Origin of the sequence: Burkholderia ubonensis (assembly GCF_902833085.1) — a bacterium.
GTDB lineage: Bacteria > Pseudomonadota > Gammaproteobacteria > Burkholderiales > Burkholderiaceae > Burkholderia > Burkholderia ubonensis.
On sequence record NZ_CADFEB010000004.1, the window covers coordinates 152,325 to 171,634 of the forward strand.

Consider the following 19,310-nt stretch of genomic DNA (forward strand, 5'->3'; position numbering starts at 1 on the left):
GCTCAGAACAATTCCCGGACGCGGTGATACAGCATTCCGAGTTCGAGCGCGGGCTGCCGCCACGCGTCGCCGCCCGGGAAGCGGCGATGGCGCAGGCGCGCGAACAGGTCGAACGCGCGCGCGTCGCCCGCGATCGCGCCGGCGACCGCGCGCCCGGCGATGCCGGTGAGCGCGACGCCATGCCCGCTGAAGCCCTGCACGTAGAAGAAGTTCGGGTCGATCGCGCCGAAGTCCGGCGCGCGGTTGCGCGTGACGTCGACGAAGCCGCCCCATGCGTAGTCGACGCGCACGTCGGCAAGCTGCGGGAACACGCAGGCCATGCGCCGCCGGATCGCACCCGCGAGCGCGGCGGGCGACGCGCCCGCGGAGCTCGCACGGCCGCCGAACAGCATCCGGTGGTCGGCGGACAGCCGGAAGTAGTCGAGCAAGAAGTTGTTGTCGCACACCGCTTCGCGCCGCGCGATCAGCGCGTCGGCGCGTGTCTTGCCGAGCGGCTCGGTCGCGATGATGTACGACGCGATCGGCGCGATGCGCGCGGCCGTCGCAGCAGGCAGCACGCCGCCCGGCCCCGCGTTGCAGCACGACACGACGAAGCGGCAGCGGATCTCGCCGGACGGCGTGCGTACGACGGGCCGCGCGCCGCGCACGACGTCGAGCGCCGGCGTGTGCGCGAACAGCACGACGCCTTCGCGGCGCGCGGCGTCGGCGAGGCCGAGGCAGTACTTGAGCGGATGCAGGTGGCCGGACAGCGGATCGTGGACGCCTGCGAGATAGCGCGTCGATGCGATGCGCGCGCGGATCGCGTCGGTGTCGAGCCAGGTGAGCGACGGATGGCCCCAGCGCGACGTTGCCGAGTCCATCCACGCGCGCAGGCCGCCGATGCGGCGCGGCCGGGTCGCGACGGTCAGGTAGCCGCGCGTGAAGTCGCAGTCGATCCCGTAGCGCGCGATCCGCTCGGCGATCAGCGCGACGCCGTCGAGCGACAGCGCCCACGCCGCGCGCGCGCCGTCGGCGCCGAGCTGATGCTCGATCGCCTCGTCCTTCGCGAAGCCGGCGATCGCCTGCCCGCCGTTGCGGCCCGACGCGCCCCAGCCTGGCCGGTGCGCGTCGATCACGGCGACGGACAAGCCGCGCGCGCGGCAGTCGAGTGCCGTCGACAGGCCCGCGAAGCCGGCGCCGATCACGCACACGTCGACGTCGAGCGTGCCGTCGAGCGACGGAGCGCCGCCCGACGGGTCGTCGCCCTCGGGGCGCGCGGCGCTCGCTTCGTAGTACGAGTCGTGCGCGAGCGCGTCGGCGCGGCGGGTGAAAGACTGGCTCATGAAACCGACTCCCTCCATGCGGCGCGCAATGCGCCGGAATCCTGCGTGAAGTGTTGCGCGGCACGCCGTGCGCGCTGCACGGCGCGCCGCGCGGCCGGCATCAGAACGAGTAGATGAACTGCGTCGCGAGCAGGTCGTTGGACTTGCCGTACGACCCGTCGTGGCGCAGGAACACCTTGTTGTTCGCCCAGTCGTGCCGGTATTCGACCTTCACGGTGATCTGCTGGGTCGGATAGAACAGCAGGTCGAGCGCGACGTCCTGGCGGATCGCGCCCTTGCACTCGAAGCCGAGGCCGCCGCCGGCCTTCGACGTCGCGAGACAGTCCGAATCGACGCCGAAGCCGTTGCTCGTATCCATGCCGTTGCCGTTCAGTGCAATGCCGCCACCGCCGCCGCCGTTCTTGCTGTTCACGAGGGCATCGTAGCGCAGCGTCACGCCCATGCGGCCGACCACCGGCGCGTTGAACTTGCGGTGCGCGAGCAGCGACAGGCCGTACCACTGCGCGAGGCCGCCGTTGAACGCCGCATGCTGCTGCCGGCCGTAGTCGACTTCCGCGTTGTATTGCACGTCGGCGAGCGTATAGGTGGCGTCGACCTCGCCGAAGAAGAACGTGCCGTACGCGCTCGGCGCGGCACCGCCGGGGCCGTAGTGGACGTTGCCGTTCGAATCGATCGCGCTACCCAGCGTCTGGCGGCCGATGTTGAACGAACCGCCGAGGTCGAGCGCGCTCGACCACGTGTAGTCCGCGCGCGCGGTGAAGGTCGGCACCTTGTTGCTGGTCGTGATCGGATCGCCGAGCGCGTTGGTGCCGGTCTGCGTGACCGAACCGGCGGTGCGGTACTGCTCGTTGCCGACGAAGAACTTCCACGCCCAGCTGCCCTTCGTGTAGTTCGCGCCCGCGCCGATGTAGCTGCCCGGGTCGGAGAAGTCGTACAGCAGGTTGTGCGTGAGCGTGAGCATCTGGTTCGACTGCTGCACCTCGTAGCCGCCGAAGCTCGGGATCAGGCCGGCGACGAGCGTCGTCGACGCGCTGATCGGCACGTTGACCACCGCCGTGTTCAGGATGTTGTTGCCGATGTTGCCGCGCGAGTTCGAGAGCAGCGTGATGCCGTTGCCGCGGTTCGGCATCAGCGTGATCTCGGCCGACGGCGCCATCGGGCCGACGCCGAAGGTCTTCTTGATGTCGAGGTACAGGTCGCCGAACGTGCTGTTGAAGTAGTTGTACACGCTCTCGTGGTTCGCGAACAGGAACGACGACGTGCCCGGCGCGCGGTTGTAGACGTAGGTCGGATCGATGTAGCCGGTGATCGACAGGCCGGCGATCGGCCCGGTGTTCGCCGCGTCCGTCAGCGAGTCGACCTTCAACTGCTGGTTCGCGATCTGCTGCTTCATCTCGGTCACGTCGTCGTTGCTCAGCATGGCCTGCGCACGGCCGTAGTCGGGCGACGCCGGATCGGCGGCCGCGACGGCGACCGGCTTGCCGCCGGACGTCGCGCCGGCCTGAGCGGTCGCGCTCGCGGCGCCGCCCGGCTTCACGGCAAGCTGCGCCTGCATCGCCTTCATCTGCTTCTGCAGCGCGGCAACCTGCGCCTGCAGCGCCTTGATCTGGGCGGACGTCGAGTCAGCCAGCGCGATGCCCGGCAGCGCGCCGGCCACCAGCAGGCAGATCAGTTTCTTCTTCATCACGGATTCTCCTAGCGGTCGTATGTCGGCAAAAGTGCGATGAGCGCAGCGCGGCGCCCGTGCGGCGCATCTCTCGGAACGCACGGGGCCGCGTCATTGTTTTGATGGATGAGCGGTGAGCGGGGCGGTCAGGAAAACGCGAGCCGCAGGTCGGCCGCGCGCCGTCGTTCGCGCGCGATCATCATCTGGTTCACGGCGATCACGCCGATCGTGACGGCCGTGATGAACAGCGTCGCGAGCGCGTTCATCTCCGGATTCAGGCCGAGCCGCACGCGCGAGAACACGACGAGCGGCAGCGTCGTCGAGCCGGGGCCCGACAGGAACGCCGACAGCACGAGGTCGTCGATCGACAGCGTGAACGACAAGAGCCACCCCGACAGCAGCGCCTGCGAGATCAGCGGCAGCGTGACCACGAAGAACACCTTCAGCGGCGTCGCGCCGAGATCGAGCGCGGCCTCTTCCAGCGACCTGTTCAGCTCCTTCACGCGCGACTGCACGATGATCGCGACGTACGACACGCACAGCATCACGTGGCCGATCCAGATCGTGACCATCCCGCGCCCCTTCGGCCAGCCGAACATCTGCTCCAGCGCGACGAACAGCAGCAGCAGCGAGATGCCCTGGATCACCTCGGGAATCACGAGCGGCGCGTTGATCATCCCCGTGTACAGCGTGAAGCCGCGAAAGCGCCCGAAGCGCGCGAGCACGAAGCCCGCCCACGTGCCGATCACGACCGACGCGGTGGCGGTCAGCAGGCCGATCTTCAGCGACAGCCACGCGGCCGTCAGCAGCTCGTCGTCCTGCCACAGCGATGCGTACCACTTCAGCGAGAAGCCCGACCACACGGTGACGAGCTTCGATTCGTTGCACGAATACACGACGAGGCTGATGATCGGGATGTACAGGAACAGGAATCCGAATGCGAGGACGCCCGTCGACAGCGGTTTGCTCGGCTTGGTCATTTCGCGTCCTCCAGTTCCTTGACCTGGTAGTACTGGAACAGCGCCATCGGCACGAGCAGCAGCAGCACCATCGCCACCGTCACCGCGGACGCCATCGGCCAGTCCATGTTGTTGAAGAACTCGTCCCACATCACGCGGCCGATCATCAGCGTGTCCGCGCCGCCGAGCAGCTCCGGGATCACGTATTCGCCGACCGCCGGGATGAACACCAGCAGGCTGCCGGCGATGATCCCGTTCTTCGACAGCGGCAGCGTGATCCGCGTGAACGCGACCCATGGCTTCGCGCCGAGGTCGTACGCGGCTTCGAGCAGCGTGAGGTCCATCTTCACGAGGTGCGCGTAGAGCGGCATCACCATGAACGGCAGGTACGAATAGACCATTCCGATGTAGACGCCCGCGTCGCTGTGATAGAGCCGCAGCGGCGTGTGGATGATGCCGAGCGCGATCAGCGCGTGGTTCAGCAGGCCGTCGTCCTTCAGGATGCCGATCCATGCGTACACGCGGATCAGGAACGACGTCCAGAACGGCAGCATCACGGCCATCATCAGCACGTTGCGCGTGCCGGGCTCCGAGCGCGCGATGTAGTACGCCATCGGATAGCCGATCAGCAGGCAGAACAGCGTCGACACGCCGGCCATCTTCAGCGAGCTGAGGTAGGTCGCGACGTACAGGTCGTCCTTCAGCAGGAACGCGTAGTGGCCGAGCTGGATCGCGAAGTGCACGACGCCGTCCTGGATCTGCATCAGCGCCGTATACGGCGGGATGCCCATCACCTGGTCGGCGAAGCTGATCTTGAGCACCAGCACGAACGGCAGCGCGAAGAACAGCGCGAGCCACACGAACGGCACGCCGATCGTGACGCCGCGGCCGGACGGCAGGACGCGCGACAGCGCGGCGAAGCGGCGCTTGCGCGCGGGGGCCGCTGCCGCGGCCACGGCGCCGGACGACACCGGCGCGGAGGAGGAGGGGGCGGAGGTTCTCATTGCGTCAGCACCACGCCGCTGGCGGGCGACCAGGAGACGAACACGTCGTCGTTGTAGGCGGGCGCACCGTCTTGCATCAGGTGCGAGCTGGACAGGTTCGACACGACGGTCTTGCCGCTCGGCAGGCGCACGTGGTACAGCGAGTAGCTGCCCATGTACGCGATGTCGGTGACGACGCCGCGCGCCCAGTTGTGCGGCGAGCGCGGCTTCTCGCGCGACACGTGGATGCGCTCCGGCCGAACCGAGATGCCGACCGGCATCCCGAGCGGGCCCGTCACGCCGTGGCTCACGTACATGCGCGCTTCGAGGTCGTCGCTCTCGACGAAGATGTGGTCGGGCTCGTCCTCGACCACGCGGCCCTCGAACAGGTTGGTCGAGCCGATGAACTCGGCCGAGAAGCGGCTGTTCGGGTATTCGTACACTTCGCCGGGCGAGCCGATCTGCACGATCTTGCCTTCGCTCATCACCGCGAGGCGGCTCGCCATCGTCATCGCCTCTTCCTGGTCGTGCGTGACCATCACGCAGGTCACGTCGACCTTCTCGATGATGTTCACGAGCTCGAGCTGGGTCTTCTGGCGGATCTTCTTGTCGAGCGCGGACATCGGCTCGTCGAGCAGCAGCAGCTTCGGGCGCTTGACGAGCGAGCGCGCGAGCGCGACGCGCTGCTGCTGGCCGCCGGAAAGCTGGTGCGGCTTGCGCTTCGCGTACTTGCTCATCTGCACCAGCGCGAGCGCGTCAGCGACGCGTTCCCTGATCTCGTGCTTCGGCGTGCCTTCCTGCTTCAGGCCGAACGCGACGTTCGACTCGACCGTCATGTGCGGGAACAGCGCATACGACTGGAACATCATGTTCACCGGGCGGCGGTACGGCGGCAGCGACGCGAGATCCTCGCCGTCGACGTAGATCTTGCCGGCGGTCGCGGTTTCGAGCCCGGCGAGCATGCGCAGCAACGTCGACTTGCCGCAGCCCGAGCTGCCGAGCAGCGCGAACAGCTCGTTTTTCGCGATCGTCAGGTTCACGTTGTCGACGGCCGTGCTGTCGCCGAACTTCTTCACGACGTTTTCGATGCGCACGAACGCGTCGTGCGTCGTGCGGGCCGCGGTGGCCGGCTGCGCATGGCGCGCAGCCGCGGAAGAGGGGATCGATTGCATGGGGTTCACCATTCGTTCGTCACGGATTGCAGGCGTGAGCGTCCCCGCGCGAGGCGCAGGACGCGACTCGCGGAAAACGGCTCGTGCCGGGTGGAGCGGGGCGCGCGGGCGGACGGTCAGTACGCGGCGCGCGAGGCGATCAGTGGCCGGTCTTCAATTGCGCCCACAGCCGGTTCTCGAGACGCAGGATGTCGGCCGGCATCGGCTTCATCAGCGTCATCTTCTTCAGCACGTCCTCGGCCGGATACACGGTCGGGTCCTGCGCGACGGCCGGCGTCACGAACTGGTGCGCGGCCTTGTTCGCGGTCGGGTAGAACACCGTGTTGGTGATCGCCGCGTTGACCTTCGGATCGGACACGTAGTTGATCCACTTAAGAGCGGCTTCCGGATGCGGCGCGTCCTTCGGGATCACCATCACGTCGAACCACAGCAGCCCGCCTTCCTTCGGGTTCGCGAACCTGATGTCGTACGAACGCTTCGCTTCCGACGAGCGGCGGTGCGCGATGCCGACGTCGCCCGACCAGCCGAGCGCGACGCAGATGTCGTTGTTCGCGAGGTCGTTGATGTAGCCGGACGAGTTGAACTGGGTGATGTACGGGCGGACTTTCTTCAGGACCTCGAACGCCGCCTGGTAGTCGGCGGGGTTCGTGCTGTTCGGGTTCCTGCCCATGTACTGCAGCGTCGCGGCGAACACGTCGACCGCCTGGTCGAGGAACGACACGCCGCAGCTCTTGAGCTTCGACATGTTCGCCGGGTCGAACACCAGCGCCCAGCTGTCGACCGGCGCGTTCTCGCCGAGCGCCTTCTTCACCGCCTGCACGTTGTAGCCGAGGCCGTCCGTGCCGTACGCCCACGGCACGCCGTACTGGTTGCCGGGGTCGGCGTCCGCGATCATCTTCATCAGCAGCGGATCGAGGTTCGCGAGGTTCGGCAGCTTCGACTTGTCGAGCTTCTGGTAGACGCCGGCCTGGATCTGCTTGGCCATGTAGTTCGACGTCGGCACGACGATGTCGTAGCCCGAGCTGCCGGCGAGCAGCTTCGCCTGCAGCGTGTCGTCGCTGTCGTAGTTGTCGTACTTGACGTGGATGCCGGTCTGCTTCTGGAAGTTCGGGATCGTGTCGGGCGCGATGTAGTCGGACCAGTTGTAGACGTTCAGTTCGTCGGCGGCTTGCGCCGGCGGGCTGGCGACCGACGTGAACGCGGCCGCGGCGGCGAGGGCGGCGGCGGAACAGGCTTGGCGAAGAGTGCGAGCACGCATGGTGGAGTTCCCCTGGTAAGGTGAGCCGCGGCGCGCACGCCGCGGCCCGTAGGCAAAGCCGTTACGAAAGGCCCAGCTGCTGGGCGGTCGCATCGACGGCCTTCTTCGCCTTCGACACGAGTTCATCGATTTCCTGGCGCGAGATCACGAGCGGCGGCGACAGCAGCATCCGGTCGCCGGTCGCGCGCATGATCAGGTTGCCGTTGAAGCAGAAGTCGCGGCAGATCGTGCCGACGTCGCCGCCGTTCGCGAAGCGCTCGCGCTTGCCCGGATCGCGCGCGAGCTGCAGGCTCGCGACGAGGCCGGCGCCGTGCACTTCGCCGACGATCGGATGGCGCGCGAAGGTCTCGCGCATCAGCGCCTGGAAGTACGGGCCCGTGTCGGTCTTCACGCGCGCGACGATGCCTTCGTCGCGCAGCAGCTTCAGGTTCGCGACCGCGACCGCCGCCGCGACCGGATGGCCCGAGTAGGTGAGGCCGTGGTTGAATTCGCCGTTGTCGATGATCGGCCGCGCGACGCGCTCGTGGATGCCCACCGCGCCCATCGGCACGTAGCCGCTCGTCAGCCCCTTCGCCATCGTGATCAGGTCCGGCTCGAAGCCGAAGTGCTGGTGCGCGAACCATTCGCCGGTGCGCCCGAAGCCGCCGATCACCTCGTCGGCGACGAGCAGGATGTCGTACTTGCGGCAGATCCGCTGGATCTCCGGCCAGTACGTCGACGGCGGGAAGATCACGCCGCCCGCGCCCTGGAACGGCTCGCCGATGAACGCGGCGACGTTCTCCGCGCCGAGCTCGAGGATCTTCGCTTCGAGCTGCTGCGCACGCGCGAGGCCGAACGCTTCGGGCGTCTCGCCGGCCTGTGCCTCGCCGAAGAAGTACGGCTGATCGATGTGCACGATGTGCTCGACCTTCGACGGCATCTGCTCGTGCATGTAGCCCATCCCGCCGAGCGTGCCGCCCGCGATCGTCGAGCCGTGGTAGCCGTTCCTGCGCGAGATCACGTACTTCTTGTGCGGCTGGCCCTGCACGCGCCAGTATTGATGGACGAGACGCAGCACGGTGTCGTTGCCTTCCGAGCCGCTGTTGCAGTAGAAGAAGTGGTTGAAGCCCGGCGGCGTGACTTCGGCGAGCATGGCCGACAGTTCGATCACCGGCGGATGCGTGGTCTTGAAGAACGTGTTGTAGAACGGCAGTTCCCGCATCTGGTGATACGCGGCGTCGGCGAGCTCCTTGCGACCGTAGCCGACGTTCACGCACCACAGGCCGGCCATCCCGTCGATGATCTTGTTGCCGTCCGAATCCCACAGGTAGACGCCGTCCGCCTTCACGATCACGCGGCTGCCCGCGCGGTTGAGCGCGCCCATGTCGGAGAACGGGTGGATGTGGTGCGCGGCGTCGAGCGCGCGGTATTCGGCGGTGGTGCGGGCCTGCGTGGTATGGGCCTGCGGGGTGCGGGCCGCGGGTGCGGCCGGCTGGATCCAGGCCGATTCGTTGCGATAGGTCATGTTTCCTCCGGAGTGCGGTGGTGCACGCTCACACGTGCAGCAGCAGATGCTTGCGTTCCCACGAGCTGATCACGCGGAAGAACGCTTCGTATTCGGTTTCCTTCAGCGCGAAGTACGCCTTCAGGAACTTGTGGCCGAGGATCTCGCCGATCGGCTCGCACGCGGCCATCAGCGTCAGCCCTTCCTCGAGGTTGCGCGGCAGCTGGTACGGCAGGTCGTAGCCGTCGCTGACGAGCGGCTCGGTCGGTTCGAGCCGCTGCGTCATCCCGAGATAGCCGGCGGCGAGCGTCGCGGCGAGCGCGAGGTACGGGTTGCAGTCGACGCCCGGGATGCGGTTCTCGATGCGGCGCGCGGCCGGGCCCGAGTGCGGAATGCGGAAGCCGACCGTGCGGTTGTCGTAGCCCCACTGCACGTTGATCGGCGCGGCCATGAAGCGCGACAGCCGGCGGTACGAGTTGATGTACGGCGCGAAGATCGGCATCAGCGCCGGCGTGTACTTCTGCAGGCCCGCGAGGAAGTTGTAGAACATCGACGTCGCGCCGCCGGTCTCCTTCGACGTGAACAGGTTGTGGCCCGTTTCCTCGTCGACGATGCTCTGGTGCACGTGCATCGCCGAACCGGGCTCGTCTTCCATCGGCTTGGCCATGAAGGTCGCGTACATGTTGTGGCGCAGCGCGGCCTCGCGCACCGTGCGCTTGAACAGGAACACCTGGTCCGCGAGCGACAGCGCGTCGCCGTGCATGAAGTTGATCTCCATCTGCGCGGCGCCGACTTCGTGGATCAGCGTGTCGATGTCGAGGTTCTGCGCTTCGCAGTACTCGTAGATGTCCTCGAACAGCGGGTCGAACTCGTTGACCGCCTCGATCGAGTACGACTGGCGGCCCGTCTCCGGGCGACCCGTGCGGCCGACCGGCGGGCGCAGCGGCAGGTCCGGGTCCTTGTTCATGTCGACCAGGTAGAACTCGAGCTCGGGCGCGACCACCGGTTTCCAGCCCTTTGCCTTGTACAGGTCGAGCACGCGGCGCAGCACGTAGCGCGGCGAGATCTCGACCGGCGAGCCGTCGAAGTGCACGCAGTCGTGGATCACCTGCGCGGTCGGGTCGACCGCCCACGGGATCAGGCGGATCGTCGACGTGTCGGGCACGCACACCATGTCGGGGTCGGTCACGCCGGTCAGCGAGCCGTCTTCCGGATATTCGCCGGTGACGGTCTGCACCATCACGGCCTGCGGCAGGCGCATCGATTCGCCGGACGTGAACTTGTTGCGCGGCGTGATCTTGCCGCGCGCGATGCCGGCCATGTCGGGGATGATCGCCTCGATCTCGGTGATCCGGTGTTTCTTCAGGAATTCGTCGATGTCTTGCATGATTGTTCTCGTTGGTTGGTCGGCGCGCTCACGCGAGCGCGGCGGCGGCCATGGTGCGTATGCGGGCGTCCCGGCGGGCGCGGCACGCGTCGCCGAACGCGCGAAAGATCGCGCTCGACAGCGGGTCGTGCGCATGCCGCCATTCCGGATGCCATTGCACGGCGAGCGCGAACGCGGCAGCTCCTGCGACGCTCACGGCCTCGACCAGGCCGTCCGGCGCGACCGCCTCGATCGCGAGGCCGGCGCCGAGCTGCGCGATGCCCTGCTTGTGCAGCGAATTCACGCGCACTTCGTCGCGGCCGTCCGCGAGTGCGTGCAGCACGCCGCCCGGCGTCAGGCGCACCGCGTGCGCGGGGCCGTATTGCGTGTCGAGCGGCGCGTCGTCGTCCTCGCGGTGATCGGCGAGGCCCGGCACTTCGTGCACGCGCTGATGCAGCGTGCCGCCGAACACGACGTTCAGCTCCTGGAAGCCGCGGCACAACGCGAGCACGGGCACGCCGGCCGCGATCGCCGCGCGCAGCAGCGGCAGCGTCGTCGCGTCGCGCGCGGCGTCGTGCTTCGTGCCGGGCGCGCTCGGTTCGCCGCCGTAGCGATGCGGCTCGACGTTCGAATAGCTGCCGGTGAACAGCAGCCCGTCGACCGCATCGAGGATGTCGTCGGCCGACTGGCGCTCGCCGAGCGCGGGCAGCACCATCGCGAGCGCTTGGGCGCCGTCGACGACGGCGGCGACATACTTGTCGCCGACCGTATGCGACGGATGCGAGCCGATTTGCGTCATGTCGGCGGTGATGCCGACGAGGGGTTTCCTTTCCATGGCGTCGATCAGGTTACCTAAGCAGGCCGTGACGCGAGGCGATCGGCGCGGCAAGCATGGCTTGCGCAAATCGCAGGCGCGGCACGGCCCCGCAGCCGTGCGCGGGGCGCATGGCCGCTGACGAAGGAGCGCAGCGTGAGGCGGGTGCTGCGCGCGACGATCAGGCCGACGTTCGTTTCGTTGTGCGGCGCGCTGCGCGGCAATGCCTGCGCGAGCGCCATCCGTCACCGGTCATGCGACACGGCGGACGGGATGCGGGCGAAACGAACGACGTGAAAGGGAGAGAGGCGCTATGGCAGCAGCGACGCCACTTCGTCGGTATCGACGGCGACGAATGCGCGTGCTGAGACGGCGTTGTGACGCCGGACGGAACGACGGGACAGGATGGTATAGATGGACAGATGCAGCAGGCGAGGACTATGCCAGCCGCAACTGCCGTCGGCGATGGTGGATGCCGCGCTGCGCTTACTTCGCGCATCGCCACGATCCCACCTCACCAGAGGGCCACGGACTCTCACGATTACACTCGACTGGTTCGTTGAAAGTATTGAACACCTGATTGCCAGAACGCGCGAGGCGTTTAAATAATCGAGGCGCCGGCCTGGCGTCGTGAGCATCGGCGAGCATCGATTTTTTGCGTTGCAATAACGCTTTTTGATGCGCGTGACGGTTCAATGACGCTGACCTGAGAGCCAGCATATACGAGCCAAAAACGGCGTCAAATGTTTTTTTATGGTCCCGGATCAGGGCTTACCCGAAGCACTGCGAATAAAATATGCGTAAATGGAATGGCGGATAAGTGTTGATTATTTCGGACGGCTTTCAGGGTTTTCCCCGCCAATACGCGACATAAAGTGATTAGAATATTCAACGGCCGTTCCACGCGTCGCGTCCTTCTTTCCTCGCACTTATCGTGTCCGAAACCGAATCGATGTCCACCGAAGTCGCCGAGCGCCTGCGTTTCGTGCGCAACAAGCATGGCCTGTCGCAGCGTGAACTCGCGAAGCGGGCCGGCGTGACCAACGGCACGATCTCGCTGATCGAGCAGGGCCGCGTGAGCCCGTCGGTCGGCTCGCTGAAGAAGCTGCTCGAATGCATCCCGATGAGCCTCGCCGAGTTCTTCACGTTCGAGCTCGTCGAATCGCGCACCGTGGTGTCGCGCCGCGACGAGATGCCGAACCTCGGCAACGATGCGCTCGCGTTTCATCTGGTCGGCGCCGGCGTGAAGGACCGCAACATGTGCATCATGCGCGAGGTCTACCAGCCGCACGCCGACACCGGGCCCGAGATGCTCGCGCATGCCGGGCACGAAGGCGGCGTCGTCGTGTCGGGCCGGCTCGAGCTCACCGTCGACGGCGCGACCTGGCTGCTCGATCCCGGAGACGGCTACTACTTCGAAAGCCGTTTGCCGCACCGTTTTCGCAATCCCAGCGCGGAGCAAGTCTGCGAGGTCGTCTCGGCCAACTCGCCGCCGACCTTCTGACCCGCCTTCCGGCCGCGCTTCACCGCCGCATTCGCCGTATTCACCGCCGGCCGCGCGACGTGCGCTGCCGCGCGGGCGCGGCGAATGTCACAACCATTGAGGCATCCTGATGAACAAGTTGACTTTGAAGGATTGGCAGGACAAGGCAGCGTCGCTCGCGATCGAAGGGCGCGCGTTCATCGACGGCGCGTCGCGCGATGCGCAGTCCGGCGCGACCTTCGACTGCGTGAGCCCGATCGACGGCCGCGTGCTCGCGAAGGTCGCCGATTGCGGCGAGGCGGACGTGAACGCGGCCGTCGCGGCCGCGCGCCGCGCGTTCGACGCGCAGGTGTGGGCGGGGCTGAACCCGCGGGCGCGCAAGGCGGTGCTGCTGCGTTGGGCCGCGCTGATGCGCGCGCATCTCGACGAGCTCGCGCTGCTCGAAACGCTCGACGCCGGCAAGCCGATCGGCGACACGACGACGGTCGACGTGCCGGGCGCCGCGTATTGCGTCGAATGGTTCGCCGAAGCGATCGACAAGGTCGGCGGCGAAGTCGTGCCGGCCGATCATCATCTGGTCGGGCTCGTCACGCGCGAGCCGGTCGGCGTCGTCGCGGCGGTCGTGCCGTGGAATTTCCCGATCCTGATGGCCGCGTGGAAGTTCGGCCCCGCGCTCGCCGCCGGCAACAGCGTCGTGCTGAAGCCGTCGGAGAAGTCGCCGCTCACGGCGATCAAGGTCGCACAGCTCGCGCACGAGGCCGGCATTCCGGCCGGCGTGTTCAACGTCGTGCCTGGCGCGGGCGAGCCGGGCAAGCTGCTCGCGCTGCATCGCGACGTCGATTGCATCGCGTTCACCGGCTCGACCGCGGTCGGCAAGCTGATCATGCAATACGCGGCGCAATCGAACCTGAAGCGCGTGTGGCTGGAGCTCGGCGGCAAGTCGCCGAACATCGTGCTGCCGGACTGCCCGGACCTCGATCGCGCGGCGCAGGCCGCGGCCGGCGCGATCTTCTACAACATGGGCGAGATGTGCACCGCGGGCTCGCGCCTGCTCGTGCATCGCGACATCAAGGACGTGTTCGTCGAGAAGCTCGTCGCGGCCGCGCGCGCGTACGTGCCCGGCAATCCGCTCGACCCGTCGGTGTCGATGGGCGCGATCGTCGACGGCATCCAGCTCGAGCGCGTGCTCGGCTACATCGACGCGGGGCGCCACGAAGGCCGCCTCGTGACGGGCGGTGTGCGCGTGATGCAGGAGACGGGCGGCTTCTACGTCGAGCCCACGGTGTTCGAGGTGAAGCCCGACGCGAAGATCGCGCGCGAGGAAATCTTCGGGCCGGTGCTGTCGGTGATCGCGTTCGACGACGTCGACGAAGCGGTGCGCATCGCCAACGATTCCGAGTATGGCCTCGCCGCGGCGCTGTGGACGTCGAACCTGACGACCGCGCACGAGGTGTCGCGACGCCTGCGCGCGGGCACCGTGTGGGTGAACTGCTACGACGAGGGCGGAGACATGAACTTCCCGTTCGGCGGCTACCGGCAGTCGGGCAACGGCCGCGACAAGTCGCTGCACGCGCTCGAGAAGTACACGGAGCTGAAGTCGACGCTCGTGCGCTTGCGGTGACGCCGGCCGCCGGCTCCGCTGCGCTGCGGGAGCCGGCAGTGCGCGTTACGCGGCGCGCAGCGCGGGATGGAAGCCCGCGGCTTCGATGATCGACTGCACGCGCTCGGCGGGCTGCGTCGACTGCACGGTCACGCGCTTCGCGGCGACGTCGATGTCGAGCTTCGCGCCGGGATCGGCCGCGGTCACCGCGCGGCTGATCGCGTTTGCGCAGCCGCCGCAGGTCATGTCCTGAACTTCGAATTCCATGGTTCTCTCCAGAGTTGACGAACCCACACAGCATGAAGCTTGCCACCGTGGGAAGGTCAAGCGCGCGTGATGCGACAGCCATTCGTCAGCGTGTAATCAGACAAATTGCAATTTCGTCCGGATCGTCAGTCGGTGTTTAGCCCGATTGACCGCTCGGAGGCGGCTGCGTCGATCTCAAAATTCTTTTTAATACAAAGGTTTGTGGAACGATATGAAGCGCGATCACCATTCCGCGAGCAAGGGTAATCGATGCGGAAATGCGAATCGATCTTAATATCGATTCTCTTTCTGAATTTCTTTCTACTCCTGATCATGAATCGTTTCGCTTTCGGCTTTGCGCTGGCCCTGCTGGGTGCGTCGGCCACTTCCGCCTTCGCGGCCGACGACGTCGTCAACCTGACCCTGAAGGACCACAAGTTCTCGCCCGAAGGCGTGACGATTCCCGCCGGCAAGAAGGTGAAGTTCGTCGTGAAGAACCTCGACGCGACGCCCGCCGAATTCGAAAGCGACGACTTCAAGGCGGAGAAGGTCGTTCCCGCCGGCAAGTCGGTCGAGATCCTGGTCGGGCCGCTGAAGGCCGGCACCTACGAGTTCCACGACGAGTACCACGAAGCTCAGTCGAAGACGAAGCTCACCGTCAAGTAAGCGCATACCGCCATGTTGTCTACCGCCCTGATTGTCTTTCGTGAAGTGCTCGAGGCCGCGCTGGTGGTCTCGATCGTGATGGCCGCCACGAAGGGCGTGCCGCGGCGCGGCTGGTGGGTCGGCAGCGGGCTGGTCGGCGGCGTGGTCGGCGCGGGCCTGATCGCCGCGTTCGCCGACGTGATCTCGCAGTGGGCGTCCGGGATGGGCCAGGAGGTGTTCAACGCGGGCGTGATGTTCGTCGCGACGCTGATGCTCGCGTGGCACAGCATCTGGATGAGCAAGCATGGCCGCGAGATGGCGCTGCACATGACCGCGGTCGGCCGGGCCGTCGCGGACGGCAGCAGGCCGCTGACCGGGCTCGCGATCGTCGTCGGCGTCGCGGTGCTGCGCGAAGGCTCCGAAGCCGTGCTGTTCCTGTACGGCATCGCGGCGGGCGATCCGGGGCAGACGCCGCAGATGATCGCCGGCGGGCTGCTCGGCGTGCTCGGCGGCGCGGGGCTCGGCTATGCGATGTATGCGGGCCTGCTGCGGATTCCGCTGAAGCGCCTGTTCTCCGTCACCAACGGGCTGATCGTGCTGCTTGCGGCCGGGATGGCGAGCCAGTGCGTCGGCTTCCTGCTGGCGGCCGGCCTCGTGCCGTCGTGGGGCGACGCGGTGTGGGATACGTCGTGGCTGCTGAAGGATTCGAGCCTCGTCGGCAAGGCGCTGCATACGCTGGTCGGCTATACCGCGCGTCCGGCGGGCATCCAGATCGTCGTGTACCTCGCGACGCTGGCGACGATCGTCGTGCTTGCGCGGTTCGTCGGCCGGCCGCACGGTGCGATGCGGCCGCCGCGACCGGTTGCCTGAACGATCGATCCGGGTTCGAATGCACGAAGGGGCGTCATGGACGCCCCTTCGTTCGTTTACCGGCTGCGCTCAGCGGTGGTTGTCGATCCACGCGCGGGCCCATTCGAGCCCCGCGACGCGCGCCTCGTCCTCGGTATCGAACACGCCGAGCACGCCCGATGCCTCGACGAGCTTGTTGTTCTGCGTGATCGTGCCGCTTGCCGCGAAGCGATCGGGCTGCATGATCTCGTCCTGCTGCAGGATCGCGTGGCCCCAGATCTGGTAGCCGTGGTAGGTTTCCGCTTCCATTATCGTGTCACCTTGGCGGGGCCGTTGCGGGTGCCGACGCGCAGCACGTTGCCGTCCGGCGTGTATTGCCGCGGGATGTCGGTGAAGGCGAGCCCATGCGGCGAATTCTGCGCGTCCGGCTGCATCACCGTGAGCCGGCCCGGCTCGGGCTGGGCGACGGGGTGCGCGGCAGGCGCGGTGGGTGTGGCGGGCGCCGGCATGCGATGCGCGCCCGTCTTCAGCGTCTGCGTGGCGGGCGCGACGTGGCGCTTGTGCGCCTTCGCTACCGCCTTCTGCTGGGCGGCGGCATGCTTCGCGGGGGCGGCCGCGTGCGCATCGGGCGTGTGCGCCGCCGGCGGACGCGGCGCAGCCGTGCGCGCCTCGGGCGGATTCCACACCTCGACGTAATGGTCGGCGGCCATGCCGGGCGTCGCACACGCCAGCGCCAGCAAGCCGCATCCGATCAGTCTCACCATGCTTTCTCCGTTTGGTTCTTTCGTGTCGCCATCGCAATGCGCGTCGTGGCGAAAAGCGGTCAACCGCCCCGGCGTTACGCGGACGCGGCGGGATTCGGTCAGGAGAACACCTCGAGTCCGTGCTTTTCGACGATCTGCAGCATTCGGGCGGCGATACCGCTCGGTTTCTTGTCGCCCTGTTCCCACTGACGGATCGTCGACGTCGTCGTATTCAGATAGAGCGCGAACACACTCTGGCTGACGTTGACCGATTTGCGGATGCGGGCAATGGCGTCCGGGGCGAAGTGTGGGGCGGCCTCGACGCACAGCGTGTCGTATTCGCGCATCGTCTTCTTGTCGATCAGCTTGGCGCGATACAGACCCGACGCGGCGCTGTGGATCGCCTCCGACGCGTCGCTCTTGAATCGACTTTTAGCCACTGCAAATCTCCACGAGCTCGTTCAGTTCGAGCAGTTTCGCGATCTCGGCATCCGTCCGGCCGCCGAAGTCCGCGGCGAGCCTTCTGAAGCCGCGCAACTCGCGCTCGTCGATGTTGTCCCGATCACGCTTCGCAAACAGGAACACGAAAATCCACGACCGGCCAACCTTGTTCAGCACGATGCCGCGCTGACGATTCTTGTCCAGCCGTTTCTTCCAGACGTTGCCGCCCAGATCGACGCCCTGACCGCGTGTCAGCTGCCTCGCTGCGTCGCAAAGTTCGGCATCGGTGATACTCGCAGCCTTCGCTGCTTTGTGAAACCACTTCGTCTTGAAGACACGTCGTACGGAAGCGGGCATGTCGGATCGGTCGAGTCAGCACAGGATTATATACCACTAAGTGGTATATATATCGACCTGGCCGAACGGCCGCTCCGGCCGACGCCCGGAATTACTCCACCGTCACTGACTTCGCGAGATTGCGCGGCTTGTCGACGTCGGTGCCGCGCGCGCAGGCCGTGTGATACGCGAGCAGCTGCAGCGGCACGACGTGCAGGATCGGCGACAACTGGCCGTAGTGCTCCGGCATCCGGATCACGTGCAGGCCGTCGTCGTTGACGATCTGCGTGTCCGCGTCCGCGAACACGTACAGCTCGCCGCCGCGCGCGCGCACTTCCTGCATGTTCGACTTCAGCTTCTCGAGCAGCGTGTCGTTCGGCGCGACCGTGACGACCGGCATCGCTTCCGTGACGAGCGCGAGCGGCCCGTGCTTCAGTTCGCCCGCCGGATACGCCTCGGCGTGGATGTACGAGATTTCCTTCAGCTTAAGCGCCCCCTCGAGCGCGATCGGGTAGTGCAGCCCGCGGCCGAGGAACAGCGCGTTTTCCTTGCGGGCGAATTCTTCCGACCACGCGATGATCTGCGGCTCGAGCGCGAGCACGCTGTTCAGCGCGGCCGGCAGGTGGCGCAGCTGCTTCAGGTATTCGGCTTCCTGGGCGGCGTCCACATGCCCGCGCAGCTTGCCGAGCGTCGCGGCCAGCACGAACAGCCCGACGAGCTGGGTCGTGAACGCCTTCGTCGACGCGACGCCGATCTCGGTGCCCGCATGCGTGAGGAACTGCAGCTCGGTGAGGCGCACCATCGCGCTCGTCGCGACGTTGCACACCGCGAGCGTGTGCGCATGGCCGAGCGACTGCGCATGCTTGAGCGCCGCGAGCGTATCGGCCGTCTCGCCCGACTGCGAGATCACGACGATGAGCTGGCGCGGGTTCGGCACCGATTCGCGGTAGCGGTATTCGCTCGCGATCTCGACCTGGGTCGGGATGTTCGCGATCGATTCGAGCCAGTACTTCGCGGTCAGGCCCGAGTAGTAGCTGGTGCCGCACGCGAGGATCAGCAGGCTGTCGATCTCGCCGAACGCGGCGGCCGCGGCATCGCCGAACAGCGACGCGTCGAATGCATCGGCCTGCGGGATCGTGTCGCTGATCGCGCGCGGCTGCTCGAAGATTTCCTTCTGCATGAAGTGCCGGTACGGCCCGAGCTCGACCGCGCCGCCGTACGCGCTGACGACGCGCACTTCGCGCTGCGCCGCCGCGCCGTGGCGGTCGACGATCTTCACGCCGTCGAGCGACAGCTCGCACACGTCGCCTTCCTCGAGGAACGTGAAGTGGTCGGTGCTGCCCGCCAGCGCGAGCGCGTCGGACGCGAGGAAGTTCTCGCCGTCGCCGTAGCCGACGACGAGCGGCGAACCCTGGCGCGCGCCGACGACCGTGTGCGGCTGGTCCTTGTGGATCACCGCGATCGCATACGCGCCGTGCAGCTGCTGCACGGCCTCGCGCACCGCGGCGAACAGGTCGCCGCGATACAGGCTGTGCACGAGGTGCGCGATCACCTCGGTGTCGGTCTGCGACACGAATTCGTAGCCTTTTGCGCGCAGCGCGTCGCGCAGCGGCTCGAAGTTCTCGATGATGCCGTTGTGGACGAGCGCGAGCGCGTTCGACGAGAAGATCGGGTGCGCGTTGTGCGTGACCGGCGCGCCGTGCGTGGCCCAGCGCGTGTGCGCGATGCCCGTGACGCCTTCGAGGTGCGACTCGCGCACCTGGGCGTCGAGGTCGGCGACGCGCGTGACGCTGCGCGCGCGCGTCGGTGCGTCCGGTTCGAGCACGGCGACGCCGCACGAATCGTAGCCACGGTATTCGAGGCGCCGCAGACCTTCGGTCAGCACCGGAACGATATTACGCTTTGCAACTGCGCCGACAATGCCGCACATGGAAACAGTCCTGT

General features: G+C 67.0%; 21 protein-coding genes. 5 read left to right on the forward strand and 16 right to left on the reverse strand.

From position 1 onward, the window contains the following. Positions 1-2: 2 nt before the first annotated feature. The 9 genes from HWX31_RS11900 to HWX31_RS11940 all read right to left on the reverse strand — a co-directional run bounded on the left by HWX31_RS11900 (position 3) and on the right by HWX31_RS11940 (position 11,044). Positions 3-1,322, reverse strand: coding sequence for an NAD(P)/FAD-dependent oxidoreductase (locus HWX31_RS11900; RefSeq protein WP_174965816.1), 1,320 nt, complete (start codon positions 1,320-1,322; stop codon positions 3-5). 100 nt (positions 1,323-1,422) lie between these two features. Continuing rightward, positions 1,423-3,006 (reverse strand): DUF3138 family protein, encoded by a 1,584-nt coding sequence (locus tag HWX31_RS11905; protein WP_174965817.1) that lies wholly within the window; start codon positions 3,004-3,006, stop codon positions 1,423-1,425. Positions 3,007-3,134: 128 nt separating this feature from the next. After that, positions 3,135-3,968, reverse strand: a complete 834-nt coding sequence (locus tag HWX31_RS11910) for an ABC transporter permease subunit (protein WP_174965818.1) — start codon at positions 3,966-3,968, stop codon at positions 3,135-3,137. Beyond that, positions 3,965-4,951: an ABC transporter permease subunit gene (locus HWX31_RS11915; protein WP_174965819.1), complete on the reverse strand. Its 987-nt coding sequence runs from the start codon at positions 4,949-4,951 to the stop codon at positions 3,965-3,967. Before HWX31_RS11915 ends, HWX31_RS11910 begins: the two co-directional genes overlap by 4 nt. After that, positions 4,948-6,102 (reverse strand): ABC transporter ATP-binding protein, encoded by a 1,155-nt coding sequence (locus tag HWX31_RS11920; RefSeq protein WP_059712437.1) that lies wholly within the window; start codon positions 6,100-6,102, stop codon positions 4,948-4,950. Before HWX31_RS11920 ends, HWX31_RS11915 begins: the two co-directional genes overlap by 4 nt. 139 nt (positions 6,103-6,241) lie before the next feature. Continuing rightward, positions 6,242-7,360 (reverse strand): polyamine ABC transporter substrate-binding protein, encoded by a 1,119-nt coding sequence (locus tag HWX31_RS11925; protein WP_059650710.1) that lies wholly within the window; start codon positions 7,358-7,360, stop codon positions 6,242-6,244. Positions 7,361-7,421: 61 nt separating this feature from the next. After that, complete coding sequence (locus tag HWX31_RS11930) at positions 7,422-8,864, reverse strand: aspartate aminotransferase family protein (RefSeq protein ID WP_174965820.1); 1,443 nt, start codon at positions 8,862-8,864, stop codon at positions 7,422-7,424. A 28-nt stretch (positions 8,865-8,892) separates the two neighbouring features. After that, entirely contained in the window at positions 8,893-10,230 is a 1,338-nt protein-coding gene (locus tag HWX31_RS11935) for a glutamine synthetase family protein (RefSeq protein WP_174965821.1), read from the reverse strand. A 28-nt stretch (positions 10,231-10,258) separates the two neighbouring features. Then, positions 10,259-11,044 carry a gamma-glutamyl-gamma-aminobutyrate hydrolase family protein gene (locus HWX31_RS11940; protein WP_174965822.1) on the reverse strand — a complete coding sequence of 262 codons (786 nt, stop codon included), beginning with the start codon at positions 11,042-11,044 and terminating at the stop codon, positions 10,259-10,261. 110 nt (positions 11,045-11,154) lie between these two features. Here HWX31_RS11940 and HWX31_RS11945 point away from each other — a divergent pair, with 110 nt between their 5' ends. Further along, positions 11,155-11,391 carry a hypothetical protein gene (locus tag HWX31_RS11945; protein ID WP_174965823.1) on the forward strand — a complete coding sequence of 79 codons (237 nt, stop codon included), beginning with the start codon at positions 11,155-11,157 and terminating at the stop codon, positions 11,389-11,391. Here HWX31_RS11945 and HWX31_RS34950 read toward each other — a convergent pair. Continuing rightward, positions 11,335-11,562, reverse strand: coding sequence for a hypothetical protein (locus tag HWX31_RS34950; protein WP_010095686.1), 228 nt, complete (start codon positions 11,560-11,562; stop codon positions 11,335-11,337). The two genes, HWX31_RS11945 and HWX31_RS34950, sit on opposite strands and share 57 nt — an antisense overlap. Positions 11,563-11,975: 413 nt before the next feature. Between HWX31_RS34950 and HWX31_RS11950 the strand changes: the two genes are divergently transcribed. Beyond that, positions 11,976-12,527 (forward strand): cupin domain-containing protein, encoded by a 552-nt coding sequence (locus HWX31_RS11950; protein ID WP_042586901.1) that lies wholly within the window; start codon positions 11,976-11,978, stop codon positions 12,525-12,527. A gap of 109 nt (positions 12,528-12,636) precedes the next feature. Next, complete coding sequence (locus tag HWX31_RS11955) at positions 12,637-14,127, forward strand: aldehyde dehydrogenase (protein WP_174965824.1); 1,491 nt, start codon at positions 12,637-12,639, stop codon at positions 14,125-14,127. A 45-nt stretch (positions 14,128-14,172) separates the two neighbouring features. Here the strand turns inward: HWX31_RS11955 and HWX31_RS11960 are convergent, their stop codons facing one another. Further along, on the reverse strand, positions 14,173-14,373 hold the full coding sequence (locus HWX31_RS11960; protein WP_059661896.1) for a heavy-metal-associated domain-containing protein: 201 nt from the start codon (positions 14,371-14,373) through the stop codon (positions 14,173-14,175). Between the two features lie 312 nt (positions 14,374-14,685). Here HWX31_RS11960 and HWX31_RS11965 point away from each other — a divergent pair, with 312 nt between their 5' ends. After that, positions 14,686-15,018 (forward strand): cupredoxin domain-containing protein, encoded by a 333-nt coding sequence (locus HWX31_RS11965; RefSeq protein WP_042586480.1) that lies wholly within the window; start codon positions 14,686-14,688, stop codon positions 15,016-15,018. A gap of 12 nt (positions 15,019-15,030) precedes the next feature. Continuing rightward, positions 15,031-15,867, forward strand: coding sequence for an FTR1 family iron permease (locus tag HWX31_RS11970; protein WP_174965825.1), 837 nt, complete (start codon positions 15,031-15,033; stop codon positions 15,865-15,867). 69 nt (positions 15,868-15,936) lie between these two features. On the opposite strand, the gene HWX31_RS11975 is transcribed toward HWX31_RS11970, so the two are convergent. From HWX31_RS11975 to glmS, 5 genes are all read right to left on the reverse strand, one after another. Next, a complete protein-coding gene (locus HWX31_RS11975) occupies positions 15,937-16,155 on the reverse strand; it encodes a hypothetical protein (protein WP_059611655.1) in 219 nt (72 codons plus the stop codon). After that, positions 16,155-16,610, reverse strand: coding sequence for a hypothetical protein (locus HWX31_RS11980; RefSeq protein WP_174965826.1), 456 nt, complete (start codon positions 16,608-16,610; stop codon positions 16,155-16,157). The genes HWX31_RS11975 and HWX31_RS11980 overlap by 1 nt, the downstream gene beginning before the upstream one ends. Before the next feature lie 98 nt (positions 16,611-16,708). Further along, positions 16,709-17,029, reverse strand: coding sequence for a helix-turn-helix domain-containing protein (locus HWX31_RS11985; RefSeq protein ID WP_059611651.1), 321 nt, complete (start codon positions 17,027-17,029; stop codon positions 16,709-16,711). After that, positions 17,022-17,387 carry a type II toxin-antitoxin system RelE/ParE family toxin gene (locus tag HWX31_RS11990; RefSeq protein WP_174965827.1) on the reverse strand — a complete coding sequence of 122 codons (366 nt, stop codon included), beginning with the start codon at positions 17,385-17,387 and terminating at the stop codon, positions 17,022-17,024. The genes HWX31_RS11985 and HWX31_RS11990 overlap by 8 nt, the downstream gene beginning before the upstream one ends. A 91-nt stretch (positions 17,388-17,478) precedes the next feature. Next, complete coding sequence (gene glmS, locus HWX31_RS11995) at positions 17,479-19,296, reverse strand: glutamine--fructose-6-phosphate transaminase (isomerizing) (protein ID WP_174965828.1); 1,818 nt, start codon at positions 19,294-19,296, stop codon at positions 17,479-17,481. Positions 19,297-19,310: the final 14 nt, after the last annotated feature.

Coding starts and splice junctions, on each gene's coding strand:
- HWX31_RS11900 (WP_174965816.1), bottom strand. CDS start 1,322: ATGAGCCAGTCTTTCACCCGCCGCGCCGACGCGCTCGCGCACGACTCG.
- HWX31_RS11905 (WP_174965817.1), bottom strand. CDS start 3,006: ATGAAGAAGAAACTGATCTGCCTGCTGGTGGCCGGCGCGCTGCCGGGC.
- HWX31_RS11910 (WP_174965818.1), bottom strand. CDS start 3,968: ATGACCAAGCCGAGCAAACCGCTGTCGACGGGCGTCCTCGCATTCGGA.
- HWX31_RS11915 (WP_174965819.1), bottom strand. CDS start 4,951: ATGAGAACCTCCGCCCCCTCCTCCTCCGCGCCGGTGTCGTCCGGCGCC.
- HWX31_RS11920 (WP_059712437.1), bottom strand. CDS start 6,102: ATGCAATCGATCCCCTCTTCCGCGGCTGCGCGCCATGCGCAGCCGGCC.
- HWX31_RS11925 (WP_059650710.1), bottom strand. CDS start 7,360: ATGCGTGCTCGCACTCTTCGCCAAGCCTGTTCCGCCGCCGCCCTCGCC.
- HWX31_RS11930 (WP_174965820.1), bottom strand. CDS start 8,864: ATGACCTATCGCAACGAATCGGCCTGGATCCAGCCGGCCGCACCCGCG.
- HWX31_RS11935 (WP_174965821.1), bottom strand. CDS start 10,230: ATGCAAGACATCGACGAATTCCTGAAGAAACACCGGATCACCGAGATC.
- HWX31_RS11940 (WP_174965822.1), bottom strand. CDS start 11,044: ATGGAAAGGAAACCCCTCGTCGGCATCACCGCCGACATGACGCAAATC.
- HWX31_RS11945 (WP_174965823.1), top strand. CDS start 11,155: ATGGCCGCTGACGAAGGAGCGCAGCGTGAGGCGGGTGCTGCGCGCGAC.
- HWX31_RS11950 (WP_042586901.1), top strand. CDS start 11,976: ATGTCCACCGAAGTCGCCGAGCGCCTGCGTTTCGTGCGCAACAAGCAT.
- HWX31_RS11955 (WP_174965824.1), top strand. CDS start 12,637: ATGAACAAGTTGACTTTGAAGGATTGGCAGGACAAGGCAGCGTCGCTC.
- HWX31_RS11960 (WP_059661896.1), bottom strand. CDS start 14,373: ATGGAATTCGAAGTTCAGGACATGACCTGCGGCGGCTGCGCAAACGCG.
- HWX31_RS11965 (WP_042586480.1), top strand. CDS start 14,686: ATGAATCGTTTCGCTTTCGGCTTTGCGCTGGCCCTGCTGGGTGCGTCG.
- HWX31_RS11970 (WP_174965825.1), top strand. CDS start 15,031: ATGTTGTCTACCGCCCTGATTGTCTTTCGTGAAGTGCTCGAGGCCGCG.
- HWX31_RS11975 (WP_059611655.1), bottom strand. CDS start 16,155: ATGGAAGCGGAAACCTACCACGGCTACCAGATCTGGGGCCACGCGATC.
- HWX31_RS11980 (WP_174965826.1), bottom strand. CDS start 16,610: ATGGTGAGACTGATCGGATGCGGCTTGCTGGCGCTGGCGTGTGCGACG.
- HWX31_RS11990 (WP_174965827.1), bottom strand. CDS start 17,387: ATGCCCGCTTCCGTACGACGTGTCTTCAAGACGAAGTGGTTTCACAAA.
- glmS (WP_174965828.1), bottom strand. CDS start 19,296: ATGTGCGGCATTGTCGGCGCAGTTGCAAAGCGTAATATCGTTCCGGTG.